General features: G+C 71.0%; 22 protein-coding genes and 1 tRNA gene. 13 read left to right on the forward strand and 10 right to left on the reverse strand.

Annotation, left to right across the window (positions count from 1 at the left end):
- Positions 1-11 precede the first annotated feature (11 nt).
- From SMA5143A_RS26835 to SMA5143A_RS44135, 3 genes are all read left to right on the forward strand, one after another.
- Positions 12-491 (forward strand): phage holin family protein, encoded by a 480-nt coding sequence (locus SMA5143A_RS26835; RefSeq protein WP_107465409.1) that lies wholly within the window; start codon positions 12-14, stop codon positions 489-491.
- On the forward strand, positions 488-1444 hold the full coding sequence (locus tag SMA5143A_RS26840) for an alpha/beta fold hydrolase (RefSeq protein WP_107465410.1): 957 nt from the start codon (positions 488-490) through the stop codon (positions 1442-1444). The genes SMA5143A_RS26835 and SMA5143A_RS26840 overlap by 4 nt, the downstream gene beginning before the upstream one ends.
- A gap of 133 nt (positions 1445-1577) precedes the next feature.
- Positions 1578-1769: a hypothetical protein gene (locus tag SMA5143A_RS44135; RefSeq protein ID WP_099966965.1), complete on the forward strand. Its 192-nt coding sequence runs from the start codon at positions 1578-1580 to the stop codon at positions 1767-1769.
- Positions 1770-1809: 40 nt separating this feature from the next.
- Here SMA5143A_RS44135 and SMA5143A_RS26850 read toward each other — a convergent pair whose 3' ends face one another.
- From SMA5143A_RS26850 to nth, 3 genes are all read right to left on the reverse strand, one after another.
- A complete protein-coding gene (locus SMA5143A_RS26850) occupies positions 1810-3009 on the reverse strand; it encodes a MarP family serine protease (protein WP_107465411.1) in 1200 nt (399 codons plus the stop codon).
- A gap of 119 nt (positions 3010-3128) precedes the next feature.
- Positions 3129-3878, reverse strand: coding sequence for an NUDIX hydrolase (locus tag SMA5143A_RS26855; RefSeq protein WP_258193769.1), 750 nt, complete (start codon positions 3876-3878; stop codon positions 3129-3131).
- Positions 3879-4056: 178 nt separating this feature from the next.
- Positions 4057-5097 carry an endonuclease III gene (gene nth, locus SMA5143A_RS26860; protein ID WP_107465453.1) on the reverse strand — a complete coding sequence of 347 codons (1041 nt, stop codon included), beginning with the start codon at positions 5095-5097 and terminating at the stop codon, positions 4057-4059.
- Positions 5098-5372: 275 nt separating this feature from the next.
- On the opposite strand from nth, the gene SMA5143A_RS26865 reads away from it, so the two are divergent.
- On the forward strand, positions 5373-6047 hold the full coding sequence (locus SMA5143A_RS26865) for a Crp/Fnr family transcriptional regulator (protein WP_005476003.1): 675 nt from the start codon (positions 5373-5375) through the stop codon (positions 6045-6047).
- 171 nt (positions 6048-6218) lie between these two features.
- Positions 6219-7055, forward strand: coding sequence for a nucleotidyltransferase domain-containing protein (locus tag SMA5143A_RS26870; RefSeq protein WP_107465412.1), 837 nt, complete (start codon positions 6219-6221; stop codon positions 7053-7055).
- Between the two features lie 294 nt (positions 7056-7349).
- Here the strand turns inward: SMA5143A_RS26870 and SMA5143A_RS26875 are convergent, their stop codons facing one another.
- From SMA5143A_RS26875 to SMA5143A_RS26890, 4 genes are all read right to left on the reverse strand, one after another.
- Positions 7350-8180: an MBL fold metallo-hydrolase gene (locus SMA5143A_RS26875; RefSeq protein ID WP_055716360.1), complete on the reverse strand. Its 831-nt coding sequence runs from the start codon at positions 8178-8180 to the stop codon at positions 7350-7352.
- Positions 8177-9046 (reverse strand): NUDIX hydrolase, encoded by an 870-nt coding sequence (locus tag SMA5143A_RS26880; protein ID WP_107465413.1) that lies wholly within the window; start codon positions 9044-9046, stop codon positions 8177-8179. Before SMA5143A_RS26880 ends, SMA5143A_RS26875 begins: the two co-directional genes overlap by 4 nt.
- Before the next feature lie 80 nt (positions 9047-9126).
- Positions 9127-9594, reverse strand: coding sequence for a RidA family protein (locus tag SMA5143A_RS26885; protein ID WP_055520994.1), 468 nt, complete (start codon positions 9592-9594; stop codon positions 9127-9129).
- Entirely contained in the window at positions 9591-9755 is a 165-nt protein-coding gene (locus SMA5143A_RS26890; RefSeq protein WP_099966959.1) for a DUF4177 domain-containing protein, read from the reverse strand. The genes SMA5143A_RS26885 and SMA5143A_RS26890 overlap by 4 nt, the downstream gene beginning before the upstream one ends.
- Before the next feature lie 129 nt (positions 9756-9884).
- Here SMA5143A_RS26890 and SMA5143A_RS26895 point away from each other — a divergent pair, with 129 nt between their 5' ends.
- On the forward strand, positions 9885-10862 hold the full coding sequence (locus SMA5143A_RS26895; RefSeq protein ID WP_055520995.1) for an ArsA family ATPase: 978 nt from the start codon (positions 9885-9887) through the stop codon (positions 10860-10862).
- Positions 10859-12241, forward strand: coding sequence for an ArsA family ATPase (locus tag SMA5143A_RS26900; protein ID WP_107465414.1), 1383 nt, complete (start codon positions 10859-10861; stop codon positions 12239-12241). The genes SMA5143A_RS26895 and SMA5143A_RS26900 overlap by 4 nt, the downstream gene beginning before the upstream one ends.
- A 127-nt stretch (positions 12242-12368) precedes the next feature.
- On the opposite strand, the gene wblA is transcribed toward SMA5143A_RS26900, so the two are convergent.
- Positions 12369-12707: a transcriptional regulator WblA gene (gene wblA / locus SMA5143A_RS26905; protein WP_033524587.1), complete on the reverse strand. Its 339-nt coding sequence runs from the start codon at positions 12705-12707 to the stop codon at positions 12369-12371.
- 407 nt (positions 12708-13114) lie between these two features.
- Between wblA and SMA5143A_RS26915 the strand changes: the two genes are divergently transcribed.
- Positions 13115-15418 carry a transglycosylase domain-containing protein gene (locus tag SMA5143A_RS26915; RefSeq protein WP_181362028.1) on the forward strand — a complete coding sequence of 768 codons (2304 nt, stop codon included), beginning with the start codon at positions 13115-13117 and terminating at the stop codon, positions 15416-15418.
- A 314-nt stretch (positions 15419-15732) separates the two neighbouring features.
- On the opposite strand, the gene SMA5143A_RS26920 is transcribed toward SMA5143A_RS26915, so the two are convergent.
- Positions 15733-16197 (reverse strand): GatB/YqeY domain-containing protein, encoded by a 465-nt coding sequence (locus tag SMA5143A_RS26920; protein ID WP_107465415.1) that lies wholly within the window; start codon positions 16195-16197, stop codon positions 15733-15735.
- Positions 16198-16397: 200 nt separating this feature from the next.
- Here SMA5143A_RS26920 and SMA5143A_RS26925 point away from each other — a divergent pair, with 200 nt between their 5' ends.
- The 5 genes from SMA5143A_RS26925 to SMA5143A_RS45005 all read left to right on the forward strand — a co-directional run bounded on the left by SMA5143A_RS26925 (position 16398) and on the right by SMA5143A_RS45005 (position 21074).
- Complete coding sequence (locus tag SMA5143A_RS26925; protein WP_107465416.1) at positions 16398-17327, forward strand: metallophosphoesterase; 930 nt, start codon at positions 16398-16400, stop codon at positions 17325-17327.
- Positions 17328-17610: 283 nt separating this feature from the next.
- Complete coding sequence (locus tag SMA5143A_RS26930) at positions 17611-18444, forward strand: Pr6Pr family membrane protein (protein WP_107465417.1); 834 nt, start codon at positions 17611-17613, stop codon at positions 18442-18444.
- 29 nt (positions 18445-18473) lie between these two features.
- Positions 18474-18547, forward strand: a tRNA-Pro gene (locus SMA5143A_RS26935).
- Positions 18548-18822: 275 nt separating this feature from the next.
- Positions 18823-19302 carry a hypothetical protein gene (locus SMA5143A_RS26940; RefSeq protein ID WP_107465418.1) on the forward strand — a complete coding sequence of 160 codons (480 nt, stop codon included), beginning with the start codon at positions 18823-18825 and terminating at the stop codon, positions 19300-19302.
- A gap of 440 nt (positions 19303-19742) precedes the next feature.
- The gene (locus SMA5143A_RS45005) at positions 19743-21074 is read left to right on the forward strand and encodes a helix-turn-helix domain-containing protein (RefSeq protein ID WP_107465419.1); all 1332 of its coding nucleotides are present in this window, start codon (positions 19743-19745) and stop codon (positions 21072-21074) included.
- 176 nt (positions 21075-21250) lie between these two features.
- Here SMA5143A_RS45005 and SMA5143A_RS26950 read toward each other — a convergent pair whose 3' ends face one another.
- Complete coding sequence (locus SMA5143A_RS26950) at positions 21251-22195, reverse strand: hypothetical protein (RefSeq protein ID WP_107465420.1); 945 nt, start codon at positions 22193-22195, stop codon at positions 21251-21253.
- Between the last annotated feature and the right edge of the window lie 781 nt (positions 22196-22976).

The following is a 22976-nucleotide window of genomic DNA, read 5'->3' on the forward strand; positions in this document are numbered from 1 at the left end:
GGGAGACCCCGATGAGCGCACCCGACGGCAGCCCGGTCGGTGCCGAACGCAGTGTCGGCCAGCTGTTCGCCTCGGCGACGGCCGAGATGTCCGCACTGGTGCACGACGAGATCGCGCTGGCGAAGGCCCAGCTCAGGCAGGACGTCAAGCGCGGTCTGGTCGGCGGCGGGGCGTTCACGGCGGCCGGCGCGGTGCTGATCTTCTCCCTGCCGATGCTCAGCTTCGCACTGGCGTACGGCATCCGCACCTGGAGCGACTGGAACCTGGCGATCTGCTTCCTGCTGTCGTTCGCGGCGAACGTGCTGGTCGCCGTAGTCCTGGCGCTCATCGGTGTCGCCTTCTCGAAGAAGGCCAAGAAGGGGCAGGGCCCGCAGAAGGTCGCCGCGTCCATGAAGCAGACCGCCGGAGTGCTCCAGAACGCCAAGCCGCATGCCCGCCGGCCCGCCCGGACCGACGGCGGCGTCGAGGCTGTGGCACGCTCGACCTCATGACGGACCCCGCCACCTCAGCCGCCTCCGGCCAGCCCGCCTCGGTCGTACGACTCGACGTGCCCGGCGCGAAAGAGGTGATCCACCGGGACGTGGCCGCCAACGGCGCCCGCTTCCACATCGCCGAAGTCGGCGACGGACCGCTGGTGATGCTGCTGCACGGCTTCCCGCAGTTCTGGTGGACCTGGCGGCACCAGCTGGTCGCGCTCGCCGACGCCGGGTTCCGCGCCGTCGCCATGGACCTGCGCGGCGTCGGCGGCAGCGACCGGACGCCCCGAGGCTACGACCCGGCCAACCTCGCCCTGGACATCACGGGCGTCGTCCGGTCCCTCGGTGAGCCCGACGCCGCGCTGGTCGGGCACGACCTCGGCGGTTATCTGGCGTGGACGGCGGCCGTGATGCGGCCCAAGCTGGTGCGGCGGCTCGCGGTCTCCTCGATGCCGCACCCGAGACGCTGGCGCTCGGCGATGCTGTCGGACGTCAAGCAGACCGCCGCCGGGTCCTACATCTGGGGCTTCCAGCGGCCCTGGATCCCCGAGCGGCAGCTGACCGCGGACGACGGCGCTCTGGTGGGCCGGCTGATCCGGGAGTGGTCGGGGCCGCGGCTGCCCGACGACGAGGCCGTGGAGGTGTACCGGCGGGCGATCTGCATCCCGTCGACGGCGCACTGCTCGATCGAGCCGTACCGGTGGATGGTGCGCTCCCTCGCCCGCCCCGACGGCATCCAGTTCAACCGGCGCATGAAGCGGCCGGTGCGCGTGCCGACACTCCATCTGCACGGTTCACTCGACCCGGTGATGCGCACGCGCAGCGCGGCGGGCTCCGGGGAGTACGTCGAAGCGCCCTACCGCTGGCGGCTGTTCGACGGGCTCGGGCACTTCCCGCACGAGGAGGACCCGGTGGCGTTCTCGTCGGAACTCATCAACTGGCTGAAGGACCCCGAACCCGACCGCTGAGCCCGCCCGCCGAGCCCGCCCCACCAGCCGAACGTGAACACCTGTTCCACGGACAGCCACTTGCCCGGCGCATAGGCCGATTGGGGGGCGCGGGGGAGGTTACTGACCTTGGGGCGGGGGCACACGTCGGGGTATGGGCTGGACGCACGACTACAGTGACGCAGCACGCAATCGCCGCTCGGCCGCGGGCCTGAGCTCCCACCAGAGGGGCGCCCCGCAGGGGCCGGGCACGGACCCGGACGCGGACCCCCGGCTGGGTATTCCGCTGATCCTGCGCCGCCGGGCCCGCTGGGTCTCGGCCCGCCTGCGCCACCCCCGGCCCTGACGCGCGGGGGCCTCACCGGACCTTCCGGTCCGGCCGGCCCTCAGAGCGCGCAGCTGTCGCTGTCCACCTGCTGGTTGGCCGCACGCCCCTGGACGATGTCCTCCTTGATCTCGTCCGCGGTGAGCGCGTAGCCGGTGTTGGGGTCGTCGAGGGACTTCGCGAAGACCACGCCGTACACCCGGCCTTCGGGGGTGAGCAGCGGTCCGCCGGAGTTGCCCTGGCGGACGGTCGCGTACAGCGAGTAGACGTCACGGCGGACCGTGCCCCGGTGGTAGATGTCGGGGCCGTTGGCCTCGATCCGACCGCGCACGCGCGCGGGGCGGACGTCGTACGCGCCGTTCTCCGGGTAGCCGGCGACGATCGCGTCGTCGCCGCTGACGGCGTCGTCGGCGGTGAACCGCAGCGCCGGCGCGTTCAGGTCCGGCACGTCCAGGACGGCGATGTCGCGCTCCCAGTCGTAGAGGACGACCTTGGCGTCGTACTTGCGGCCCTCGCCCCCTATCTGGACGGTGGGTTCGTCGACTCCGCCGACCACGTGCGCGTTGGTCATCACACGGCGGTCGCCGAAGACGAAGCCGGTGCCTTCGAGGACCTTGCCGCAACTCTCGGCGGTGCCCATCACCTTGACGATGGACCGCTTGGCGCGCTGGGCGACCGGGCTGTTGGCGAGCGCGGGGTCGGGGGGCTGCACGTCGGTGATCTGCTCGTTGGCGAACGGGCTGAAGACCTGCGGGAAGCCGTTCTGCGCGAGGACCGAGGAGAAGTCCGCGAACCAGGTGTCCGCCTGGTTGGGCAGGGCCCGGGCCACGCCCTGCAGCACCTTGGAGTTGCGGACCTCCTTGCCGAGCGTGGGCAGCGTGGTGCCCGCGAGCGCGGAACCGATCAGCCAGGCGACCAGGAGCATCGCCACCACGTTGACGAGGGCGCCGCCGGTGGCGTCCAGGGCGCGGGCCGGGGACCATGTGATGTACCGGCGCAGCTTGTTGCCGAGGTGGGTGGTGAGGGCCTGGCCGACGGAGGCGCAGACGATCACGACGACCACCGCGACGACGGCGGCCGCCGTGCTGACCTCTGAGTTGTCGGTCATCCAGTCCCAGATGACCGGGAGGGCGTAGACGGCGACGAGGCCGCCGCCCAGGAAACCGATCACCGACAGGATGCCGACGACGAAGCCCTGGCGGAAGCCGACGATCGCGAACCAGACGGCGGCGACCAGCAACAGGATGTCCAGCACGTTCACCGCTTCAAGCCTCGCCTCGTCACTTCGCGATCACTACAGGTCGGCCCGGAGTACGGCCCGCCGCACGGCGACCGGGGGGCGGGACGCTCCCCACGAGACGCGGCACGGCAGACACCCTGTCATGAGCGCCAGTCGAGCGGGACCTGCTTCCCCCGGTCCCAGGGGCGCTCCCAGCCCGAGTAGTGCAGCAGGCGGTCGATCACACCTGCCGTGAAACCCCACACGAGTGCCGATTCGACCAGAAATGCCGGACCCCGGTGGCCGCTGGGGTGGACGGTGGTGGCGCGATGGGCGGGATCCGTGAGATCCGCCACGGGAACGGTGAAGACGCGTGCCGTCTCGTTGGGATCGACGACGCGGACCGGGCTCGGCTCCCGCCACCAGCCCAGCACGGGCGTGACGACGAAGCCGCTCACCGGGATGTACAGCTTCGGCAGCACGCCGAAGAGCTGGACGCCCCGCGGGTCGAGGCCGGTCTCCTCCTCGGCCTCGCGGAGCGCGGCCCGCAGCGGGCCGTCGGTCTGCGGGTCGCCGTCCTCGGGATCGAGGGCGCCGCCCGGGAAGGACGGCTGTCCGGCGTGCGATCTGAGGGAACCGGCGCGCTCCATCAGCAGCAGCTCGGGGCCGCGGTCGCCCTCGCCGAACAGGATGAGGACCGCCGACTGCCGGCCCGAGCCGTTCTCCGGTGGCAGGAAGCGGCTCAGTTGGAGCGGCTGGACGGTCTCGACGGCGCGGACGACCGGGTCCAGCCAGGAGGGCAGGCCGGCCCTGTCGAGGCGCGGCTGCGGCACGCGGTGCCCGGACGCCGCGTGACGCCCCGGGTCCGTGTCCGTATGTGTACCGCCGTCCGTCCGGCTCGCGCGTGTCATAGCCACCCCCGTCGTTCTTCCCGTGCCAACGCCCGGAGGCCGACCGATCGTTCCGCTGCGGGCGAGAGTCCCTCCTGTGGGTGGCTCGGAGCTCGTCCCGTGCGAAGACCGGCCGTTCCGGGTGGGCGGTTCGGGCCCGGGCGGGAAGGGGGTGGCGCGGCGCCCTCCGGAAGGGACGTCATCCGGCGGCTCCCAGGGGCGGGGCCGGGATGCCGCCCGCGTCCAGGTACGACTGCGGGGGCTTCAGGCGCTGACCGGGGAAGCCGCCCTTCTCGTACTTGAGCAGCTTCTTGGCCTTCTCCGGGTCGGTCTCGCCCTCGCCGTACGCCGGGCAGAGCGGAGCGATGGGGCAGGCGCCGCAGGCGGGCTTGCGGGCGTGGCAGATACGGCGGCCGTGGAAGATCACGTGGTGCGACAGCATCGTCCACTCGCTCTTCGGGAAGAGCGACCCGACGGCCGCCTCGATCTTGTCCGGGTCGGTCTCCTCGGTCCACTTCCAGCGTCGTACGAGCCGCTGGAAGTGCGTGTCGACGGTGATGCCGGGCCGGCCGAAGGCGTTGCCCAGCACGACGAAGGCGGTCTTGCGGCCGACTCCGGGCAGTTTGACCAGGTCCTCCAGGCGGCCGGGGACCTCGCCCTTGTGGTTCTCCACGAGGGCCTTCGACAGGCCTGTCACCGACTTCGTCTTCGCCCGGAAGAACCCGCACGGCCGCAGGATCTCCTCGACCTCCTCCGGGTCGGCCGCGGCGAGGTCCTCGGGGGTGGGGTACTTCGCGAAGAGGGCCGGCGTCGTCTGGTTGACCCTCAGGTCGGTGGTCTGGGCGGACAGGACCGTGGCGACGATCAGCTGGAAGGGGTTCTCGAAGTCCAGTTCCGGGTGGGCGTACGGGTACACCTCGGCCAGCTCACGGTTGATCCGCCGGGCGCGGCGAACCAGGGCGGTCGGAGACTCGGGCTTGGCGGTCCTGGCTGTCTTGGCAGGCTGGGCGGGCTTGGGGGATGCGGCGGGCTTGGGCGACTTCGGGGACGCGGCGGCCTCGGCCGCTTTCCGGGCGGGCGCCGGCTTCCGGGTGGCGGGCGTCGACTTACCGCCGGCCGACGCAGACCTCCCGGTGGCGGGCTCCGTCTCCGGTGGCGTGCGCTCCGCTGCCGCCCGGGACGCCGACGCGTTCGTCTTCTTTGCCGTTTTCTTCGCTCCCGAGGGGCCCTGTTCGCCCACAGCGGAATCGCGACGTACAACCACCCGTCCAGCCCCCTTGGCCTGTGCTCTCACCGGCGATTTGGACACTCGGCCAGCCTAAAGCCCGGCACCGACATCTGCCCCGGGCCCTGAAGATCGGCCCCCAATTGGACCCCTGACGCTTACCTCGGGACATGTGTGCGGCATCCTTGTGACAGATCACACTGTTTGGGAAGTCCGGCTAAACGGGGAACACGGTCCCCTGGTACCACGGGGAGCAAGATCCCCTGAGCAGGTCGACAAGGAGAGAACTCGTGGACGACGTTCTGCGGCGCGCCCCGCTCTTCGCGGCGCTCGATGACGAGCAGGCCGCGGAGCTCCGCGCCTCCATGAGTGAGGTGACCCTCGCGCGCGGTGACGCTCTCTTCCACGAGGGCGACCCCGGGGACCGCCTCTATGTGGTCACCGAGGGCAAGGTCAAGCTGCACCGCGCGTCGCCCGACGGCCGCGAGAACATGCTCGCCGTGCTCGGACCCGGTGAACTGATCGGCGAGCTGTCGCTGTTCGACCCGGGACCGCGGACGGCCACCGCCACCGCGCTGACCGAGGTCAAGCTGCTCGGCCTCGGCCACGGCGACCTCCAGCCGTGGCTGAACGCGCGCCCCGAGGTGGCGGCCGCGCTGCTGCGCGCCGTCGCGCGGAGGCTGCGGAAGACCAACGACCAGATGTCCGACCTGGTGTTCTCGGACGTCCCGGGCCGTGTCGCCCGTGCGCTGCTGGACCTCTCCCGGAGGTTCGGTGTGCAGTCCGAGGAAGGCATCCACGTGGTGCACGACCTCACGCAGGAGGAGCTGGCGCAGCTCGTCGGGGCGTCCCGCGAGACCGTCAACAAGGCGCTCGCCGACTTCGCGCAGCGTGGCTGGCTGCGGCTGGAGGCCCGCGCGGTGATCCTGCTGGACGTGGAGCGACTGGCGAAGCGGTCGCGCTGACCTTCGCCACGCACCGGTGACCGGTCATCGGTTGCCGACCGCCGGCCGCGGTTTCTTGTACGTCGCTGGGAGCCCGCCCCGTTCGTGGGGGCGGGCCCCAGTGGTTTTTCCGTGCCCTCGCCACGCCCTGGACGGCCTGCCTCGCTCCGACCCTGGAGGCACAGTGGTCCTATGGCTGTGAGAGGGGCCCGGAGAGGGCTGGACGCGCGGGGGTACATCGAGCGGGAGGGGTCGCTGGGGCGGGTCGCGGAGGGGTTTCGGGGGGTGGTGGCCGCCGCTCGGGACCGGGTGCTGGAGTTGTTCGGGACGCGGCTGCACAGCGCGTACCTCTACGGGTCGATCCCTCGTGGCACCGCCCGCCCCGGCCGCAGTGATCTCGACCTGCTGGTGGTGCTGCGGGACGAGCCCACCGACGCGGACCGGGCGGAGGCAGGAGCCCTGGACGAGGCGCTGGACCGGGAGTTCCCGCAGATCGACGGGGCGGGGACCCTGCTCGTCAGCCGGGCCAGGGTGCTCAGTGATCCGGAGCGCTACGACCTGGGGTGGTTCTTGGCCTGCCTGTGCACCCCGTTGCTGGGCCAGGACCTCGCCGAGGACCTGCCCCGGTACCGGCCTGACTCCCTCCTCGCCCGCGAGACCAACGGCGACCTGGCGCGGCTGCTGCCCCGCTGGCGGGAACGCGTCGCCGCCGCGTCCACCCCCGAGGCCCGGCGCTCCCTCGTGCGCTCCTGCTCCCGCCGCCTCGTGCGGACCGGGTTCACCCTCGTCATGCCCCGCTGGAACGGCTGGACCAGCGACCTCCACGAGATGGCGGAGGCGTTCGGGGAGTACTACCCCGAGCGCGCCGACCGGATGAGGGCGGCGGCGGCCGCCGCGTACGCCCCGGACGCCGATCCCGAGGGGCATGAGGCCCTGCTGCGGTCCTACGTCGACGACCTCGGGCCCTGGCTGGCCGAGGAGTACGCGCGCGTGCACGGCGTCAAGGCACCTCGCCCGGACGAAGGGTGAGGTGCCGGCCGAGGGGCCGAGCGAGAGGCTGATGACCGACGGTGGCGGCGGCTCGGTCGACCCCACGGGTCCCAGTGGCCTCCCCGGCCCTCCTGAGCCTTCTCAGCCTTGCTCCTCCCCCAGAGGTCCGTCGAGCCCTCCAGAGGCTCGTTCGAGCTCCTCCGAGGCCCGTCGAGGCTCCTGGGGCCCCTCAGGCCCCTCCCGCACCTCCGGCGGCATCCGGCGGCCTCCGGCGCGCTTTCGGGCCGCAGCGGGCCGCCCATGCCGCCCGGAGGCCCGTCCGGGGCCTCGCTCTCAGATCAGGCCATGATCGGTCAGGTACTCCATCTGCGCGCGTACCGACAGTTCCGCGGCCGGCCAGAGGGAGCGGTCGACGTCGGCGTAGACGTGGGCGACCACCTCGCCGGGCGTGCCGTAGCCGTCCTCGACCGCCGTCTCGACCTGGGCCAGTCGGTGGGCCCGGTGGGCGAGGTAGTACTCGACGACACCCTGGGCGTCGTCGAGGACGGGGCCGTGGCCGGGCAGGACGGTGTGGACGCCGTCGTCCACCGTGAGGGACCTGAGGCGCCTCAGGGAGTCGAGGTAGTCGCCGAGACGGCCGTCGGGGTGGGCCACGACCGTCGTACCGCGGCCGAGGACGGTGTCGCCCGTCAGGACGGCCCGGTCGGCCGGGAGGTGGAAGCAGAGGGAGTCGGCGGTGTGGCCGGGCGTGGGGACGACGCGGAGTTCCAGGCCGTCGACGCTCACCACGTCGCCCGCGCCGAGTCCCTCGTCGCCGAGCCGGAGGGCCGGGTCGAGGGCCCGTACGTTGGTCCGGGTCAGCTCCGCGAAGCGCGCGGCGCCCTCCGCGTGGTCGGGGTGGCCGTGCGTGAGCAGGGTCAGCGCGACGCGCTTGCCGGCCCTCTCCGCGGTCTCGACGACCTTGCGCAGGTGCCCGTCGTCCAGGGGGCCGGGGTCGATCACCACCGCCAGGTCGGAGTCGGGCTCGGAGACGATCCAGGTGTTGGTGCCGTCGAGGGTCATCGCGGACGCGTTCGGCGCGAGGACGTTCACCGCGCGCGTGGTGGCGGGCCCCGAGAGGACACCGCCCCTCGGCTGTCCGGGGAGGGCTGCTGCGTCGGTCATGCGGGGCCTCCCCCGGACGGTATGCGCTTGGTGAACTCGTCGTGGCCGGGCCAGGAGAGGATCACTTCGTCGTTCTCCAGGCGGGCGCGGGCGAGCACCGGGGTCAGATCGCGGCCGGGTGCCGCGGCGAGCGCCCCGGCGGCCGTGTCGTACGGCGTGAGCTGGCGCAGGGTCGCGATGGTGGGCGGCATCATCAGCAGCTCGCCCTTGTCGTAGCCCTCGGCGGCCTCGCGGGGGCGGATCCACACGGTGCGGTCGGCCTCCGTGGAGGCGTTGCGGGTGCGCTGGCCCTGCGGGAGGGCCGCCACGAAGAACCACGTGTCGTAGCGGCGGGCCTCGAACTCGGGGGTGATCCAGCGGGTCCAGGCGCCGAGCAGGTCCGAGCGCAGGACCAGGCCCCGGCGGTCCAGGAACTCCGCGAAGGACAGGTCCCGGGCGGCCACGGCGGCGCGGTCCGCCTCCCAGTCGTCGCCGGTGGTGTCCCCGACCACCGTGTCGGGGGTGGGGCCGGCGAGCAGGACCCCGGCCTCCTCGTACGTCTCGCGGACGGCCGCGCAGACGATCGCCTGGGCACCGGTTTCGTCGACGCCGAGCCGGTCGGCCCACCACGCGCGCGTGGGGCCCGCCCAGCGGATCCTGCGGTCGTCGTCGCGCGGGTCGACCCCGCCGCCCGGATACGCGTACGCGCCCCCGGCGAAGGCCATGGAGGCGCGTCTGCGCAGCATGTGCACGACCGGGGTGTCGGCCGTGTCCTTGAGCAGCATGACGGTGGCGGCCCGCCTGGGGGTCACCGGTGTCAGCGTGCCGGCCGCGAGCCGGCGGATGCGATCCGGCCACTCGGGTGGGTACCACTGCCCGTTTGCCATGGGCGGAGGCTAACCCGTGACGGCCGGATGTTCGAGTGAGCCCCCGCGATCTTGTGGCTGCCGAGGGGGCACGGGGGCCGTCACGCCGACGTGAGCTCCACCTGGATCTCCACCTCGACCGGCGCGTCCAGCGGCAGCACGGCCACACCGACCGCGCTGCGCGCGTGCACACCCTTGTCGCCGAGGACGGCGCCGAGGAGCTCGCTCGCGCCGTTGAGCACGGCGGGCTGGCCGGTGAAGTCCGCGGCCGAGGCGACGAAGCCGACGACCTTCACGACGCGGGCCACGCGGTCGAGGTCGCCCGCGACCGACTTCACGGCGGCGAGGGCGTTCAGGGCGCAGGTGCGGGCCAGGTCCTTGGCCTCCTCGGGGGTGACCTCCGCGCCGACCTTGCCGGTGACGGGCAGCTTGCCGTCCACCATGGGGAGCTGGCCGGCGGTGTACACGTACACCCCGGACTGCACGGCCGGCTGGTACGCGGCGAGCGGAGGGACCACCTCGGGCAGGCTCAGCCCGAGTTCCGCGAGCTTGGCCTCGACGGCGCTCATGCCGACTTCTCGCGCTTCAGGTAGGCGACGAGCTGCTCGGGGTTGTTCGGCCCGGGCACGACCTGGACGAGCTCCCAGCCGTCCTCGCCCCAGGTGTCCAGGATCTGCTTCGTGGCATGGACGAGCAGCGGCACGGTCGCGTATTCCCACTTCTTGGTCATGCGGCCGACTTTAGCCCCTGGCCCGCACCGGTTCCGCCGCTGCCCCGGGCAGGTCCGGACGGCCATGTGGGGCGGAGTTGTCCACAGCCTCCCGCGTATGCCGCGCGCGGACTGGTTAGGCTCGAATACGTGAGCAGGCTCCAGGTCGTCAGCGGCAAGGGCGGGACCGGAAAGACCACGGTCGCCGCCGCACTCGCGCTCGCCCTCGCGACCGAGGGGAAACGCACCCTCCTGGTCGAGGTCGAGGGCAGACAGGGCATCGCACAGCTCTTCGAGACGGAAGCCCTTCCGTACGAGGAGCGGAAGATCGCGGTGGCTCCCGGGGGCGGGGAGGTGTACGCGCTGGCCATCGACCCCGAACTGGCCCTGCTGGACTACCTCCAGATGTTCTACAAGCTCGGCGGTGCGGGCCGGGCCCTGAAGAAGCTCGGCGCGATCGACTTCGCCACCACGATCGCGCCCGGCCTCAGGGACGTCCTCCTGACCGGCAAGGCGTGCGAGGCGGTGCGCCGCAAGGAGAAGAGCGGGCGGTACACCTACGACTACGTGGTGATGGACGCCCCGCCCACCGGCCGCATCACGCGCTTCCTGAACGTGAACGACGAGGTGGCGGGGCTCGCGAAGATCGGCCCGATACACAATCAGGCCCAGGCGGTCATGCGGGTGCTGAAGTCGCCGGAGACGGCGGTGCACCTGGTGACGCTGCTGGAGGAGATGCCCGTCCAGGAGACGGCCGACGGGATCGCCGAACTGCGGGCGGCGAAGCTGCCGGTGGGGCGGATCATCGTCAACATGGTGCGGCCCGAGCTGCTGGACTTCGACGAGCTGGAGCTGGCGCGCGCGGTGCCGCGTACGGCGGTCGCCAAGTCGCTGTCCACGGCCGGCCTCGGCGGCGCCCGGCGCGGCGGCAACGCCGAGCGTCTGGTGGAGCCGCTGCTCGCGCAGGCCGAGGAGTACGCCGAGCGGTACACGCTGGAGCACGAGCAGCGGGGTGTCCTCGGCGAGCTGGGCCTGCCCCTGCACGAACTGCCACTGCTCGCCGAGGGCATGGACCTGGCGGGACTGTACGAACTGGCCACGGAACTGCGTCAGCAAGGGATCTCATGACTTCGGACCCGGCCGCCGCCCCGCACGAATCGGCCCACGCCTCCGACGGACACCGCGCGATCAACTCGATCCGGCCCCTCGCGATCGACCCGCTGCTCGACGACCCCGAGACCCGCATCGTGGTGTGCTGCGGCGCGGGCGGCGTCGGCAAGACGACCACGGCGGCGGCCCTGGGGCTGCGGGCCGCGGAGCGCGGCCGGAAGGTGGTCGTGCTGACCATCGACCCGGCCCGGCGGCTCGCCCAGTCGATGGGCATCGACTCGCTGGACAACACCCCGCGCCGGGTGAAGGGCGTCGAGGACCGGCGAGAGGTCCCGCCCGACGGCTCCGCCGAGGACGGCGGCCGACGGGCGGGCGGCGAACTGCACGCCATGATGCTCGACATGAAGCGCACGTTCGACGAGATCGTCGAGGCGCACGCGGACCCCGACCGGGCGTCGGCGATCCTGGGCAACCCCTTCTACCAGTCGCTCTCCGCCGGCTTCGCGGGCACACAGGAGTACATGGCGATGGAGAAGCTGGGCCAGCTGCGGTCCCGCGACGAGTGGGACCTGATCATCGTCGACACCCCACCGTCCCGTTCGGCGCTGGACTTCCTGGACGCCCCGAAACGGCTCGGTTCGTTCCTGGACGGCAAGCTGATCCGGGTGCTGCTGGCGCCCGCGAAGGTCGGCGGGCGGGCCGGGATGAAGTTCCTGAACGTCGGCATGTCGATGATGACGGGCGCCCTGGGCAAGCTGCTCGGCGGTCAACTACTCAAGGACGTACAGACGTTCGTGGCGGCGATGGACTCCATGTTCGGCGGTTTCCGTACCCGCGCGGACGCCACGTACAAGCTGCTCCAGGCGCCCGGTACGGCGTTCCTGGTGGTGGCCGCGCCGGAGCGGGACGCGTTGCGGGAGGCGGCGTACTTCGTGGAGCGGCTGGCCGCCGAGGACATGCCGCTGGCCGGTCTGGTGCTCAACCGCGTCCACGGCAGCGGCGCGGCCCAGCTGTCCGCCGAGCGCGCGCTCGCCGCCGCGGAAAATCTTGACGAGCCCCGCATTGTGGATCAGATGGACGGGAAAGCAGTTCGTAACTCTCCCGACACGTCCGGCAGTTCAGAATCTCCCGCATCCACCGGCGCCCAGGACGGCTCCCCCGCCCCCGATCGCGCCGTCGAGACGTTGACCGCGGGTCTGCTCAGGCTGCACGCCGAGCGGATGCGGCTGCTCTCCCGCGAGCGGCGCACGCGTGACCGCTTCACCGCGCTGCATCCCGAGGTGGCGGTGGCCGAAGTGGCCGCGCTGCCCGGCGATGTCCACGACCTGGCTGGCCTGCGGGACATCGGGGACCGGCTCGCGACCGTACGGCCGGAACTGCCCACCACGGACGACTGACCCACGAACGATCAGCGTCCCTACGACTGAACGGTGTCTCGGGGCACCCGAGAGCCGGCACACCTGCCCGACGCGCCGACACCTCAAGGGCGCCCTGGACGGACGGGACCCGCAAGGGTCTCGTCCTCTAGCTCACCGCCGCGTAGTTCTCGTACATCTCGTCATCGTCGAGCGGCAGAATGCCGGCGCCACGCTCGTATTCCGTGCGCGCGGTCTCGAGGAGACGGCGCCACGAGGTGACAGTCGGTCGCCTGCGCAGCAGTGCGCGGCGCTCGCGCTCCGTCATTCCTCCCCACACGCCGAATTCGACGCGGTTGTCCAGCGCGTCCGCCAGGCACTCCGTCCGCACCGGGCATCCGGTGCACACCGCCTTGGCCCTGTTCTGCGCTGCTCCTTGAACGAACAGTTCATCCGGATCGGTAGTGCGGCAGGCAGCCTGCGCACTCCAGTCGGTTACCCAGCCCATACCGGCGCCGTCCTCTCCCGAATCGAGGCTCCCCCACGGCGGCAGCGGCATATTCACCGCCGCCAGTTGAGGACGTTACGGAAGGAGGGCACAGCGCAACACCCCCTTCGGGCCCAATCTTGAATGGCCCGAACGGACTATGCGTAAGCGGCAGATCACCCGCGGGAGTGACCCGAGGGCATACGTGACTATCCCGACAGATCGGGACAGTTGACTTACGTCACAACGGACACCGAATGACACACAAGGTGAATTCGGACGCAGCCCCGGAAAAAATCGGAAGAACGTCGGAACGATTCGGGCTCGCCGGACGTACTTGATACAAGGGCCAACGGTTGTGACAGTTGAGAGCAGCTTAGGCCAAGGCCTATACGTGTGTCCGGCGAATGAGAACGTAGGCTGCCTCCATGCCAAACAAGCGCTCGGGCGGTGGTCTGTCCTCCACGCAGCAGGCCGCCAAGTTCCTCGGTGTCAGCGTGCTCGCGGGCGCCGTCATGGCGGGCATCGCGCTGCCCGCCGTCGGTGCCCTGGGGCTGGCCGCCAAAGGGTCGGTCGAGGGATTCGACGAGCTCCCGGCCAACCTCAAGCAGCCCCCGCTGAGCCAGCGCACCACGATCCTGGACAGCAAGGGCGACCAGATCGCCAGCGTCTACTCCCGCGACCGTACGGTGGTCGATCTCAAGGAGATCTCGCCGTACATGCAGAAGGCGATCGTCGCCATCGAGGACGCGCGGTTCTACCAGCACGGCGCGATCGACCTGAAGGGCGTGCTGCGCGCACTCAACCGGAACGCGCAGGACGGCGGCGTCACCCAGGGCGCGTCCACGCTGACGCAGCAGCTGGTGAAGAACGTGGCGGTGGAGGAGGCCGGTGACGACCCGACGAAAGTCGCCCAGGCCACCCAGCAGACCCTCGGCCGGAAGATCAACGAGCTGAAGAAGGCGATCCAGCTCGAGGAGGAACTGGGCAAGAAGAAGATCCTCGAGAACTACCTGAACATCACGTTCTTCGGTCAGCAGGCCTACGGCGTCGAGGCGGCCTCCCGCCGCTACTTCTCCAAGTCGGCCAAGGACCTGGACGTCGACGAGGCCGCGCTCCTCGCCGGCATCGTGCAGTCGCCGAGCCGCTTCGACCCGGTGAACGACCCGCAGGAGGCCACCGAGCGGCGCAACATCGTGCTGCAGCGCATGGCCGACGTGGGCGACATCTCCCAGTCGGAGGCCGACAAGGCCAAGAAGAAGCCGCTCGGCCTGGACGTCAGCAAGCCGAAGAACGGCTGCATCACGGCCGTCAAGGGCGCCGGCTTCTTCTGCGACTACGTCCGTGAGGTCTTCCTGAACGACCCGGTCTTCGGCAAGACCAAGAAGGACCGGGCCAAGACCTGGAACCAGGGCGGCCTCACGATCCGGACGACGATGGACCCGAAGGCCCAGAAGTCCACCCAGCGGTCGATCAAGAACCACGTCTACCAGAAGGACGAGGTGGCGACCGCGGCCACCGTCGTGGAGCCCGGCACCGGCAAGATCCTCGCGATGGGACAGTCCCGGCCGTACGGCATGGACGTCAAGCAGAACGAGACGACGATAAATCTCTCGGTCGACAAGAGCATGGGCGGCGGCGCGGGCTACCAGCCCGGTTCGACGTTCAAGCCGATCGTGGCCGCGGCGGCCCTGGAGGGCGGCATGTCCCCGGGCAAGTCGTACTCCGCGCCGTACGAGATGGAGTACCCGAGCCCGATCTCGGTGTGCGGCGGCAAGAACTGGGTGAACACGGACGGCACGAAGCTCAGCAACGAGAACACGGCCGAGGTCGGCCCGTACTCGCTGCGGAAGGCGACCGCGCTCTCGGTCAACACCTACTTCGTCCAGATGATCGCGGACATCGGCATCTGCCCGGTGACGAAGATGGCCGGGAAGATGGGCGTCGAACGGGCCGACGGAGCGAAGATGGGCCAGAACCCGTCGATCGCGCTGGGCACCCAGGAGATGTCCCCGCTGACCATGGCCAACGCGTACGCGACGTTCGCCGCGCGCGGCATGTACTGCACGCCGATCGCCATCGAGTCGATCACCCAGCGGGTCGGCGAGAAGTCGAAGTCGCTGGAGGTCCCGAAGTCGACGTGTTCCCGCGCGATGTCGGAGAACACCGCCGACACCATCAACACCCTGCTGAAGGGTGTGGTCGAGGACGGTACGGGTACGGAGGCGGGTCTTGGCCCGAGCCGCCCGAGCGCCGGTAAGACCGGTACGACGGACGGCCGTTACGCGGCCTGGTTCGTGGGCTACACCCCGAACATGGCGGGCGCGGTCTGGGTCGGCGACCCGGCCCACGAGCGCCGCATGGTGGACATCACCATCGGCGGTGTCGACCACGACAAGGTCTTCGGTGGCAGGGTCCCGGGTCCGATCTGGCGCGACATGATGGCCGGCGCGCTGGCCGGCGAGCCCGCCCCCGGCTTCACCACCGTCCCGCTCCCCGAGGACCGTCCGCGCAACCGCGATCGCGACCGCGACGACGACAACGGGAACGGCGACGGAAACGGCGGCGGGAACGGAGGCCGCGGGGACGACGGCTTCGTCGGCGGCACCGACGGCGGTACGTTCCCGACCCCCGAGTTCACCATCCCCGAGGGCTGGATCCAGGGCCAGACGAACGGCGGGAACAGGGGCAACGGAAACGGCGGCGGAGGCTTCGGCGGTTTCGGCGGCTGAGTTCCTCGGTCGGGGCCGACGGGCCCCGGGCAGCTGTGGATACGGCGGTGGGGCGCCCCTTCTGGGAAGGGGCGCCCCACCGCCGTACGGCTGGCGTGACCGCCGCTCCGCCGCTCGGAGGAACGGCCGCGCGGGGCCCGGACAGCCCGGGGCCCGGAGCTCCGGAGGGCTCACCGTTCGAGGTGTGAAGAGCTGAGGCCAGGCTCGGAGACACAGCCAGTCGGGGGCTGGAGGCCCCGAAGGACTCGGGGCATGGCTCAAAGGCCCAGCCGCTCGAGTGGCCCGAGCGGCTGGAGCGGCCGGAGTGCTCCTGCTCAGCCCGCGAGTTGCTGCTTGACGATCGCGGCGACGCGGCCACCCTCGGCGAGACCGGCCACCTTCGGGTTGACGATCTTCATGACCTGACCCATCGCGCGGGGGCCCTCGGCGCCGGCCGCCTTCGCCTCCTCGACGGCCTGGACGACGATCTGCTGAAGCTCCTCGTCGGAGAGCTGCTTGGGCAGGTACTCGGCGAGGATCTCGCCCTCCGCCTTCTCCCGCTCCGCCGACTCGGCGCGACCACCCTGGGCGAACGCGTCCGCGGCCTCGCGGCGCTTCTTGGCCTCCTTGGTGATCACCTTGAGGACCTCGTCGTCGGAGAGCTCGCGCTTCTCCTTACCGGCGACCTCCTCCTTGGTGATCGCGGTGAGCGTCAGCCGCAGCGTCGAGGAGCGGAGCTCGTCGCGCTCCTTGATCGCGGCGTTGAGGTCTTCCTGCAGCTTCGACTTGAGCGTGGTCATGCGGTTGATTGTCGCAGGTGTGGTGCGGGAGGCGCGCCTTGATTTCGCTGGTGTGTGCGGAACGAGGGCGGTTCGGGAAAGCGGTTCGGGAGGGCGGGCCGGAGTCGGTTGTCCACAGGCCGAGTTGGCGATCGGTGAGACCGCGGCACGGTTGTCCACAGGCTGCGCGGCGCCGCGCCGGGGTCTGACACGATGGACGCATGCGAGCGCGTTACGGAGTACCTCTGGGGATCGCGGCGGCCGGTGCCGCCGGTGTGTTGTACGCGGCGGGTTTCGAGGCCCGTTCGTTCCGGCTGCGGCGGGTGACGGTGCCGGTGCTGCCACCGGGCATGCGACCGCTGCGCATACTCCAGGTCTCCGACATCCACATGGTGAGCGGGCAGCGCAAGAAGCAGCGCTGGCTGCGTTCCCTGGCCGGGCTGCGCCCCGATTTCGTGATCAACACGGGGGACAACCTGTCGGACACCGAGGGCGTCCCGGAGGTGCTGGACGCGCTGGGCCCGCTGATGGAGTTCCCGGGCGCGTATGTCTTCGGGTCGAACGACTACTACGGCCCCAAGCTGCGCAACCCCGCGCGGTACCTGATGGAGAAGGCGCAGGGCCGCCACGGTCTGAACGGCAACAAGCCGGCGGTCGGCGCGATCCACAACCCGTGGGAGGACCTGCGGGACGGCTTCGACGGCGCGGGCTGGCTCAACCTCACGAACACCCGCGGCACACTGAAGATCGAGGGCATGTCGGTGGAGCTCACCGGCCTGGACGACCCGCACATCAAGCGGGACCGCTACGACCGGGTCGCCGGTGGCCCCTCCGAGTCGGCCGACCTCTCCCTCGGCGTGGTCCACGCGCCGTACCTGCGGTCGCTGGACGCGTTCACCGCCGACGGCTACCCCTTGATCCTGGCCGGCCACACCCACGGCGGACAGCTCTGCATCCCCTTCTACGGGGCGCTCGTCACCAACTGCGACCTGGACACGGACCGCGTCAAGGGCCTCTCCACGCACACGATCGGCGACCACACGGCCTACATGCACGTCTCCGCGGGCTGCGGCACCAACCGCTACACCCCGGTCCGCTTCGCCTGCCCACCGGAGGCGTCGCTGCTCACGTTGGTGGGGAGGGACGGGTAGGGCGGCCGATCGGCCATCGGCTGGTAAGGGGGAGCGCGCCACGACCACTGCCCGCTGACCACCGCCCCCTGGTCGCTGCCCCCTGGCCTCGGGCCCCTGACCCCTGGCCACGGGCCGCTGGCCTCGGGCCGCTGGCCCCTGGCCTCGGGCGTCGGGCCGCTGGCCTCGGGCCGCTGGCCTCGGGCCGCTGGCCTCGGGCCGCTGGCCTCGGGCCTCAGGTCCTCTGACACCCATACGGGTCGCCCGAATCGCCCGGTATGTCGGCGCGGCCTAGCGTGATCGCATGACCGCACCGATACCCAGGGACATCCCAGACCTGCCCGCGATCTCGGGCATCCCCGCACCGGTGACGTCCATCGTGCCCGCGACGGCAGTGGTGGCACCGACTCGACGCCGGGTGGCGGCAGCGTTCCGCGCCCTGGTGGCGCTGACTGCGGCCCTGACCGTGCTGATCGAGATGGTCGCGGGCAGCCCCCTGCGTGTCCTCAGCCATTTCTCCGTCCAGTGCACGGTGCTGGTGGCGCTGGCCTTCGCCGCCTCGTCCCGCCGCGCGTGGGCGGCGCGCCGCCCGCTGTCGCCGCTGGTGACGGGGGGCACGGTCCTGTACGTCATGGTCGCGGCCCTGGTGTACCACCTGGTCCTGATGCGGGACGCGACGCCCTTCTCGATGACGATGACGTCGACGGGGGCTCCGGTGACACCGACGGGGTGGCACGCCCTGACGAACCCGGCGTTCCACACGGTGATCCCGGCGGCGGTGGTGGCGGACTGGCTGCTCCTGACCCGCCCGGCGGCCCTGCGGCTGGGCCACACCATGGTCTGGACGCTCTACCCGATGGCGTTCCTGGCGTTCACGCTGGGCCGCGCGGCGCTGCTGACCCCCGACTGGCCGACGCCGTACCTCTACCCGTTCCTGGACGTCGACCGGCACGGCTACAAGAGCGTCCTCGGAAACGCCCTGCTCATGGGCCTCGCCCTCTACGCCCTCGGCCTCGTCCTGGTCGCCGTCGACCACCTCCGCCCCGACCTCGTCCGCCCCCGCCGAGGCCGCCCGGGGCGCCATGACCGCCGCCCCGAAAACCGGATTTCGTCTCCAGCCCCCGGTGGGCTAAAGTAAACGACGTCGCCGCGACAAGCAGCGGCAATCGGGGTGTAGCGCAGCTTGGCAGCGCGCTTCGTTCGGGACGAAGAGGTCGTGGGTTCAAATCCCGCCACCCCGACAGCTGAGTAGCAGGCCAGAGGGCCCTTACCGGATCGGTAAGGGCCCTTTGGCGTGCGGTGTTTCCACTGGAGGAGTGTCGGTTTCGTCCGGGGTGGCTGGCTCAGGCGGCGGATTCGGTGGGCGCTGCTCAGCCGTTCCGGGCTCTCTGCCCTGGTGATGACTCGGTCGTGATCACGGTGGTCATAATGGCGTCGCGGGCCGCAGCACCGCTGGTGACTGGCTTGGTGTTATGGCGGCGTGTGCCTCGGAGGCGGGTAAAGGGGAGGAGGCGCTGTGGCGGGTGAGGTGCTTGATGCGTTGTGTTGGCGGGGGCCGGCCTCGGTGAATGTGTTTGTCGCCGGTTCCGGCAACATTCCGTTGCCGGAGGAGGCTTTTCGCCTTGCCGGGATGGTTCCCGATGCCTTTCTGTCGTTCCCTCTGTTGGAGCAGCCCGACGCTGTCGAGCGGCTCGGTCTGGTGTCGTACGACCTCGACTTCCATGACGTCTCGCTCGATCTCCGCGGGTACACGCGAGCAGCGCTTCGGCGGGTCTGCGCGGACACGCGGGCGGTGGCCTGGGCGGCTTTCGAAGGGACGTTCCACTACGACGAACTGCTCACCGAGCGGGTGGCCCACCAGGTCTACGGCTACTGCGTGACCGGCGCCGAACCGGTGGTCGCGTGGGACACCGCGGTCCTTCGGAGCGACGAGTGGCGCCTCGGAATCGCCGAGGCGCGGGCGGCGTTGGACGCCTTGCTCTCCGCTTCGGAGTGAGCCCCGGGGCCCTCGGCCAGGGGTGTGTTCCTGGGGTGCCGACCGAGTCCGTGCCGATCTGTCCCCGAGTTCGGTGGCCCGTTGCGGGCCGGCGCGATGGTGCTGTGTGACCACGAGGAGACCGACCGTCCGACCGCCCCGCTGGAGCTTTGTCCCTACCCAAATCTCATGGACGGCTGACGATCCACGGCTGACGTCGGCGACGTGGGGCGAGCGTGGACCGTCGTTCTGTCCTTCGGACGTCGTCGCAGGAGTCCGTTGCGCCGGCTGTTTCGAGTCTGAGCGGAACTCGTGAGGCGGGGTCGCGTGAGCCGGGTCATGGGGCTCGACGCTGGAACCGTCTCGTGCGTATGGGCGTGCAGGTATGGGGAGCGGCGGGGTGTCGTGCCCCGTTGGGACCGGCCTTTGTGGGTCGACTAGCGGATACGAGTGCGGACTGCATGGATTCGATCCACGATGACGTAGCGGAATTCGCGTTGCTGCTGAGGCGCCTGAAGGAGCGTACCGACCGCAGCTACGCGGCACTTGCCCGTCGGTTGGACGTGCATGCCTCGACCCTGCACCGCTACTGCTCCGGTGAGGCGGTCCCGCAGGACTTCGCTCCGATCGAGCGGTTCGCCGTGCTCTGCGGGGCCTCCCCTGACGAGCGCACGGAGTTGCACCGCCGGTGGATCATGGCCTACGCCGCGCGGCAACGGCCGCGTCCGTCCGACGGTCGACAGGCGCCTGCGCCTGCGCCTGCGCCTCGCGACTCCATGAGCGACTCGGAGTTCATCGACTCCGCGGGCGGCGGTGCCGTCTCGGCCGTCCCCGCGCGTGGGCAGAGCCCCGAGGTGGGGGTGGGTGGGGAAGCGGCTGGGGCTGCGCCCGGCCCCGTAACGGCGGGCGTTCAGCTTCCTGGGTCGACTTCGTCGCCGGCCCGGTCGCGGTTCTCCGGCGGGCGCCCTCGGTGGCGGGCCGGGCGGGCGGTGGCGCTCGCGGTCTCGCTCGTCGCCGTGCTTCTCGGGCTCACCGCTTCCGCCGCCGGGCCGCCCTCCACTTCGGCCACGGGCAGCGGCCGCCCCGAGCCGCACCAGGCGCGGGCCGGCACGGCTCAGCCTGCGGCTCCCCTCACCTGGACCGCCGACTTCCACACGCGCGGGGTCAACGGGTGCGGCGAGGACTACGTCGTCGCCAAGCCGCCGCAGCGGGTTCCTCCGCCGCCGCATCCCGAGGACGTCGCGGCGTGGGTCGACTCCCAGCGGGCGGTGCACGGCGGTCCCACCGGTGTGCGGATCACCGTGCAGGGACGCGGCTCCGCGGCCGTCGTCCTGGACGCCCTGCACGTCCGCGTGGTCAACCGGGTCGCGCCCGCCGCCGACCGGGGCATCGTCTACTCCTTGAGCGACGGCTGCGGCGCCGGCATCGTCCCTCGCTACTTCTCCGTGAACCTCGACGCGCACCAGCCCCTGGCCCGTTCCGTACCCGGCGACAACGGGTCGGGGACGAAGATCCCCGCCATCAACTTCCCCTACCGGGTGTCTCTGCAGGAGCCCGAGGTGCTGGTCGTCTCCACGCTCAACGAATCCTGCACCTGTGACTGGTACCTCGAACTCGCCTGGTCCTCACAAGGCCGCACCGGCACGGTCCGCATCGACGACCACGGCCGGCCCTTCCGCAGCACCAGCACCAAGGGGCTGACGGGCTACCGGTACGACCGCATCTCTTACAGCCCCGGCCGCTGGGTTCCGATCCCCGCCGTCAATATGGGGGGCGATGGTGGCGAGGGCTGACGCCGCGACAGATCGCGGACAGAGGCCGGATCGCGCGGAGTCAGATGGGTCGAGTGGATCCAGTGGATCGAGTGGATCCAGTGGATCGAGTGGATCGCGTGGGGCCGACTTCCGTTCGCCGTCAAGGCCCGCTGCCGGATGGGGCCGGGAGCGGGCCGGGCGGAGTGGGTGTGGCGTCAGTGGGTGCTGGTGCGGCGGATGTCGGTGACGTCGCCGGACACCGGCTCCAGCTTCACGACGAGGTCGGTCGTCACCGTCGGTGTCTCCCCTCCGCCGAAGGCATGGGTGACCCTGATCTCGCGGCTGTCGCGGCCCTCGCTCACCGTCCAGTCCACCGGGACGTTCTGCGCGCGCAGGACGCCGTCCAGGTTGTTCTTCTTCTCCCACGCCGCCAGCCGCTTCGCGTAGGCCGGCGTCAGGTAGTGCGTGCGCAGCGCCTTGGCCAACTTGGTGTCCGGGCCTGCGGCGTCGTCCTTCGCGTCGACGTACGCGCCGTAGAAGTCGGCGATCCGGGTGACCGAGTCACCGGTCCGGCCGCTGACCGAACGCTTCGCGGCGGACGGCTTCGCGGGGGCCGCGCTCGTGGGGCGGATGTCGGTGATGCCGCCGGCCACCTCATGCTTCACGACGAACCTGGTCGTGGTCGTCGGCGACTCCCCGCCGCCGTAGGTGAGGGAGACGATGACATCTAGGCCGTTGCGGCTCTCGCTCACCGTCCACTCCACCGGGACGTTCTGGGCACGCAGGACGCCGTCCAGGTTGTTCTTCTTCTCCCACGCCGTCAACCGCTTCGCGTAGGCCGGCGTCAGGTAGTGCGTGCGCAGCGCCTTGGCCAACTTGGTGTCCGGGCCCGCGGCGTCGTCCTTCGCGTCGACGTACGCGCCGTAGAAGTCGGCGGTCTGGGTCAGCAGGTCACCGTTGAAGCCGGTGATCGAACGCGGCGCGGCGGTCGCCTTCGCGGATGCCGCCGCGGATGCCGCTGCGGATGCCTTCGTGGGGGTGGGGGCGGCGGCCTGGGCCACCGCCTGCGTCGACACACCGAGGCCGACGGCAAGGACGAGTCCGGCGGCGACGGCCGCGCGGCGGCCCGGACGACGGAGTGCGCGGGTGCTCTTGCTCATGTCTTCTTCTTTCTTCTTCGCGTCATCAGTAGGGGTCGCCCCCGGCCTGCGTCGGCTCTCTCGGCGGACGCCGCGGGCATACCGATGCCCGGTGGGCGCCTCAGGAGGGAGTCGTCGACAGGCTGCGACCGGGGTCCTCGATCCGCCCCGGTCGGTGCGACATCCACAGATTCAAAGACACCGGGCGCCCACCGCAACCACCACCGCCCAACCCGCGACAGCGCAACCATCCCACCCACCCTGAGCTGCGGAAACGTGTGCTGCCTGAGACGCCGCCCTGAGACGCTGAGAGGCGCTGAGAGGCGCTGAGACGAGGCCGGGGTCGTAGGGCTTCCGCCCATGCCTCTGCCAGTGGGCCGAAACGGTGTTTCGTCGCGTCGTTCGCCAGCGGGTGTTGCGGGACCGGGCCTCGGGGCCGTCGGGGGGTGGCAGTCCTCGCCTGCCTGGGACGCGTGGGTGACGAGTGGGTCTGGAGGGTTGTGGCGGTGGCCAGGCGGCGGTGTACGTAGTGGCCCAGGGCCGTGGGGACGTCGGCCGGGGTCGCGTCCTTGAGGGTGTCGGCCAGGACGGCCGCGTCCGTGATCACCTGGAACGGGACCATCGCGTGGGCGCTGTCACCCAGGAGCGTCACTCGCCGTCCAGGGGTCGCAGACGCGGGTGGCGTTGGGGGCGAGTTGGATGCCGGCGCCGATCTCGCCGAAGCGGGGCGCCCGCTCGACCACCGTCATCTCGCCATGGAAGCGGCGCAGTGCCGGAACGAGGCGATGTCACCCCCGACCAC

The organism is Streptomyces sp. MA5143a, from assembly GCF_900290235.1.
Taxonomy (GTDB): Bacteria; Actinomycetota; Actinomycetes; order Streptomycetales; family Streptomycetaceae; genus Streptomyces.

Coding starts and splice junctions, on each gene's coding strand:
- SMA5143A_RS45005 (WP_107465419.1), top strand. CDS start 19,743: ATGGATTCGATCCACGATGACGTAGCGGAATTCGCGTTGCTGCTGAGG.
- SMA5143A_RS26920 (WP_107465415.1), bottom strand. CDS start 16,197: ATGACCACGCTCAAGTCGAAGCTGCAGGAAGACCTCAACGCCGCGATC.
- SMA5143A_RS26855 (WP_258193769.1), bottom strand. CDS start 3,878: ATGACACGCGCGAGCCGGACGGACGGCGGTACACATACGGACACGGAC.
- SMA5143A_RS26885 (WP_055520994.1), bottom strand. CDS start 9,594: ATGAGCGCCGTCGAGGCCAAGCTCGCGGAACTCGGGCTGAGCCTGCCC.
- SMA5143A_RS26890 (WP_099966959.1), bottom strand. CDS start 9,755: ATGACCAAGAAGTGGGAATACGCGACCGTGCCGCTGCTCGTCCATGCC.
- SMA5143A_RS26925 (WP_107465416.1), top strand. CDS start 16,398: ATGCGAGCGCGTTACGGAGTACCTCTGGGGATCGCGGCGGCCGGTGCC.
- SMA5143A_RS26900 (WP_107465414.1), top strand. CDS start 10,859: ATGACTTCGGACCCGGCCGCCGCCCCGCACGAATCGGCCCACGCCTCC.
- SMA5143A_RS26840 (WP_107465410.1), top strand. CDS start 488: ATGACGGACCCCGCCACCTCAGCCGCCTCCGGCCAGCCCGCCTCGGTC.
- SMA5143A_RS26930 (WP_107465417.1), top strand. CDS start 17,611: ATGACCGCACCGATACCCAGGGACATCCCAGACCTGCCCGCGATCTCG.
- SMA5143A_RS26835 (WP_107465409.1), top strand. CDS start 12: ATGAGCGCACCCGACGGCAGCCCGGTCGGTGCCGAACGCAGTGTCGGC.
- SMA5143A_RS26915 (WP_181362028.1), top strand. CDS start 13,115: ATGCCAAACAAGCGCTCGGGCGGTGGTCTGTCCTCCACGCAGCAGGCC.
- SMA5143A_RS26870 (WP_107465412.1), top strand. CDS start 6,219: ATGGCTGTGAGAGGGGCCCGGAGAGGGCTGGACGCGCGGGGGTACATC.
- SMA5143A_RS26950 (WP_107465420.1), bottom strand. CDS start 22,195: ATGAGCAAGAGCACCCGCGCACTCCGTCGTCCGGGCCGCCGCGCGGCC.
- SMA5143A_RS26875 (WP_055716360.1), bottom strand. CDS start 8,180: ATGACCGACGCAGCAGCCCTCCCCGGACAGCCGAGGGGCGGTGTCCTC.
- SMA5143A_RS26880 (WP_107465413.1), bottom strand. CDS start 9,046: ATGGCAAACGGGCAGTGGTACCCACCCGAGTGGCCGGATCGCATCCGC.
- wblA (WP_033524587.1), bottom strand. CDS start 12,707: ATGGGCTGGGTAACCGACTGGAGTGCGCAGGCTGCCTGCCGCACTACC.
- SMA5143A_RS44135 (WP_099966965.1), top strand. CDS start 1,578: ATGGGCTGGACGCACGACTACAGTGACGCAGCACGCAATCGCCGCTCG.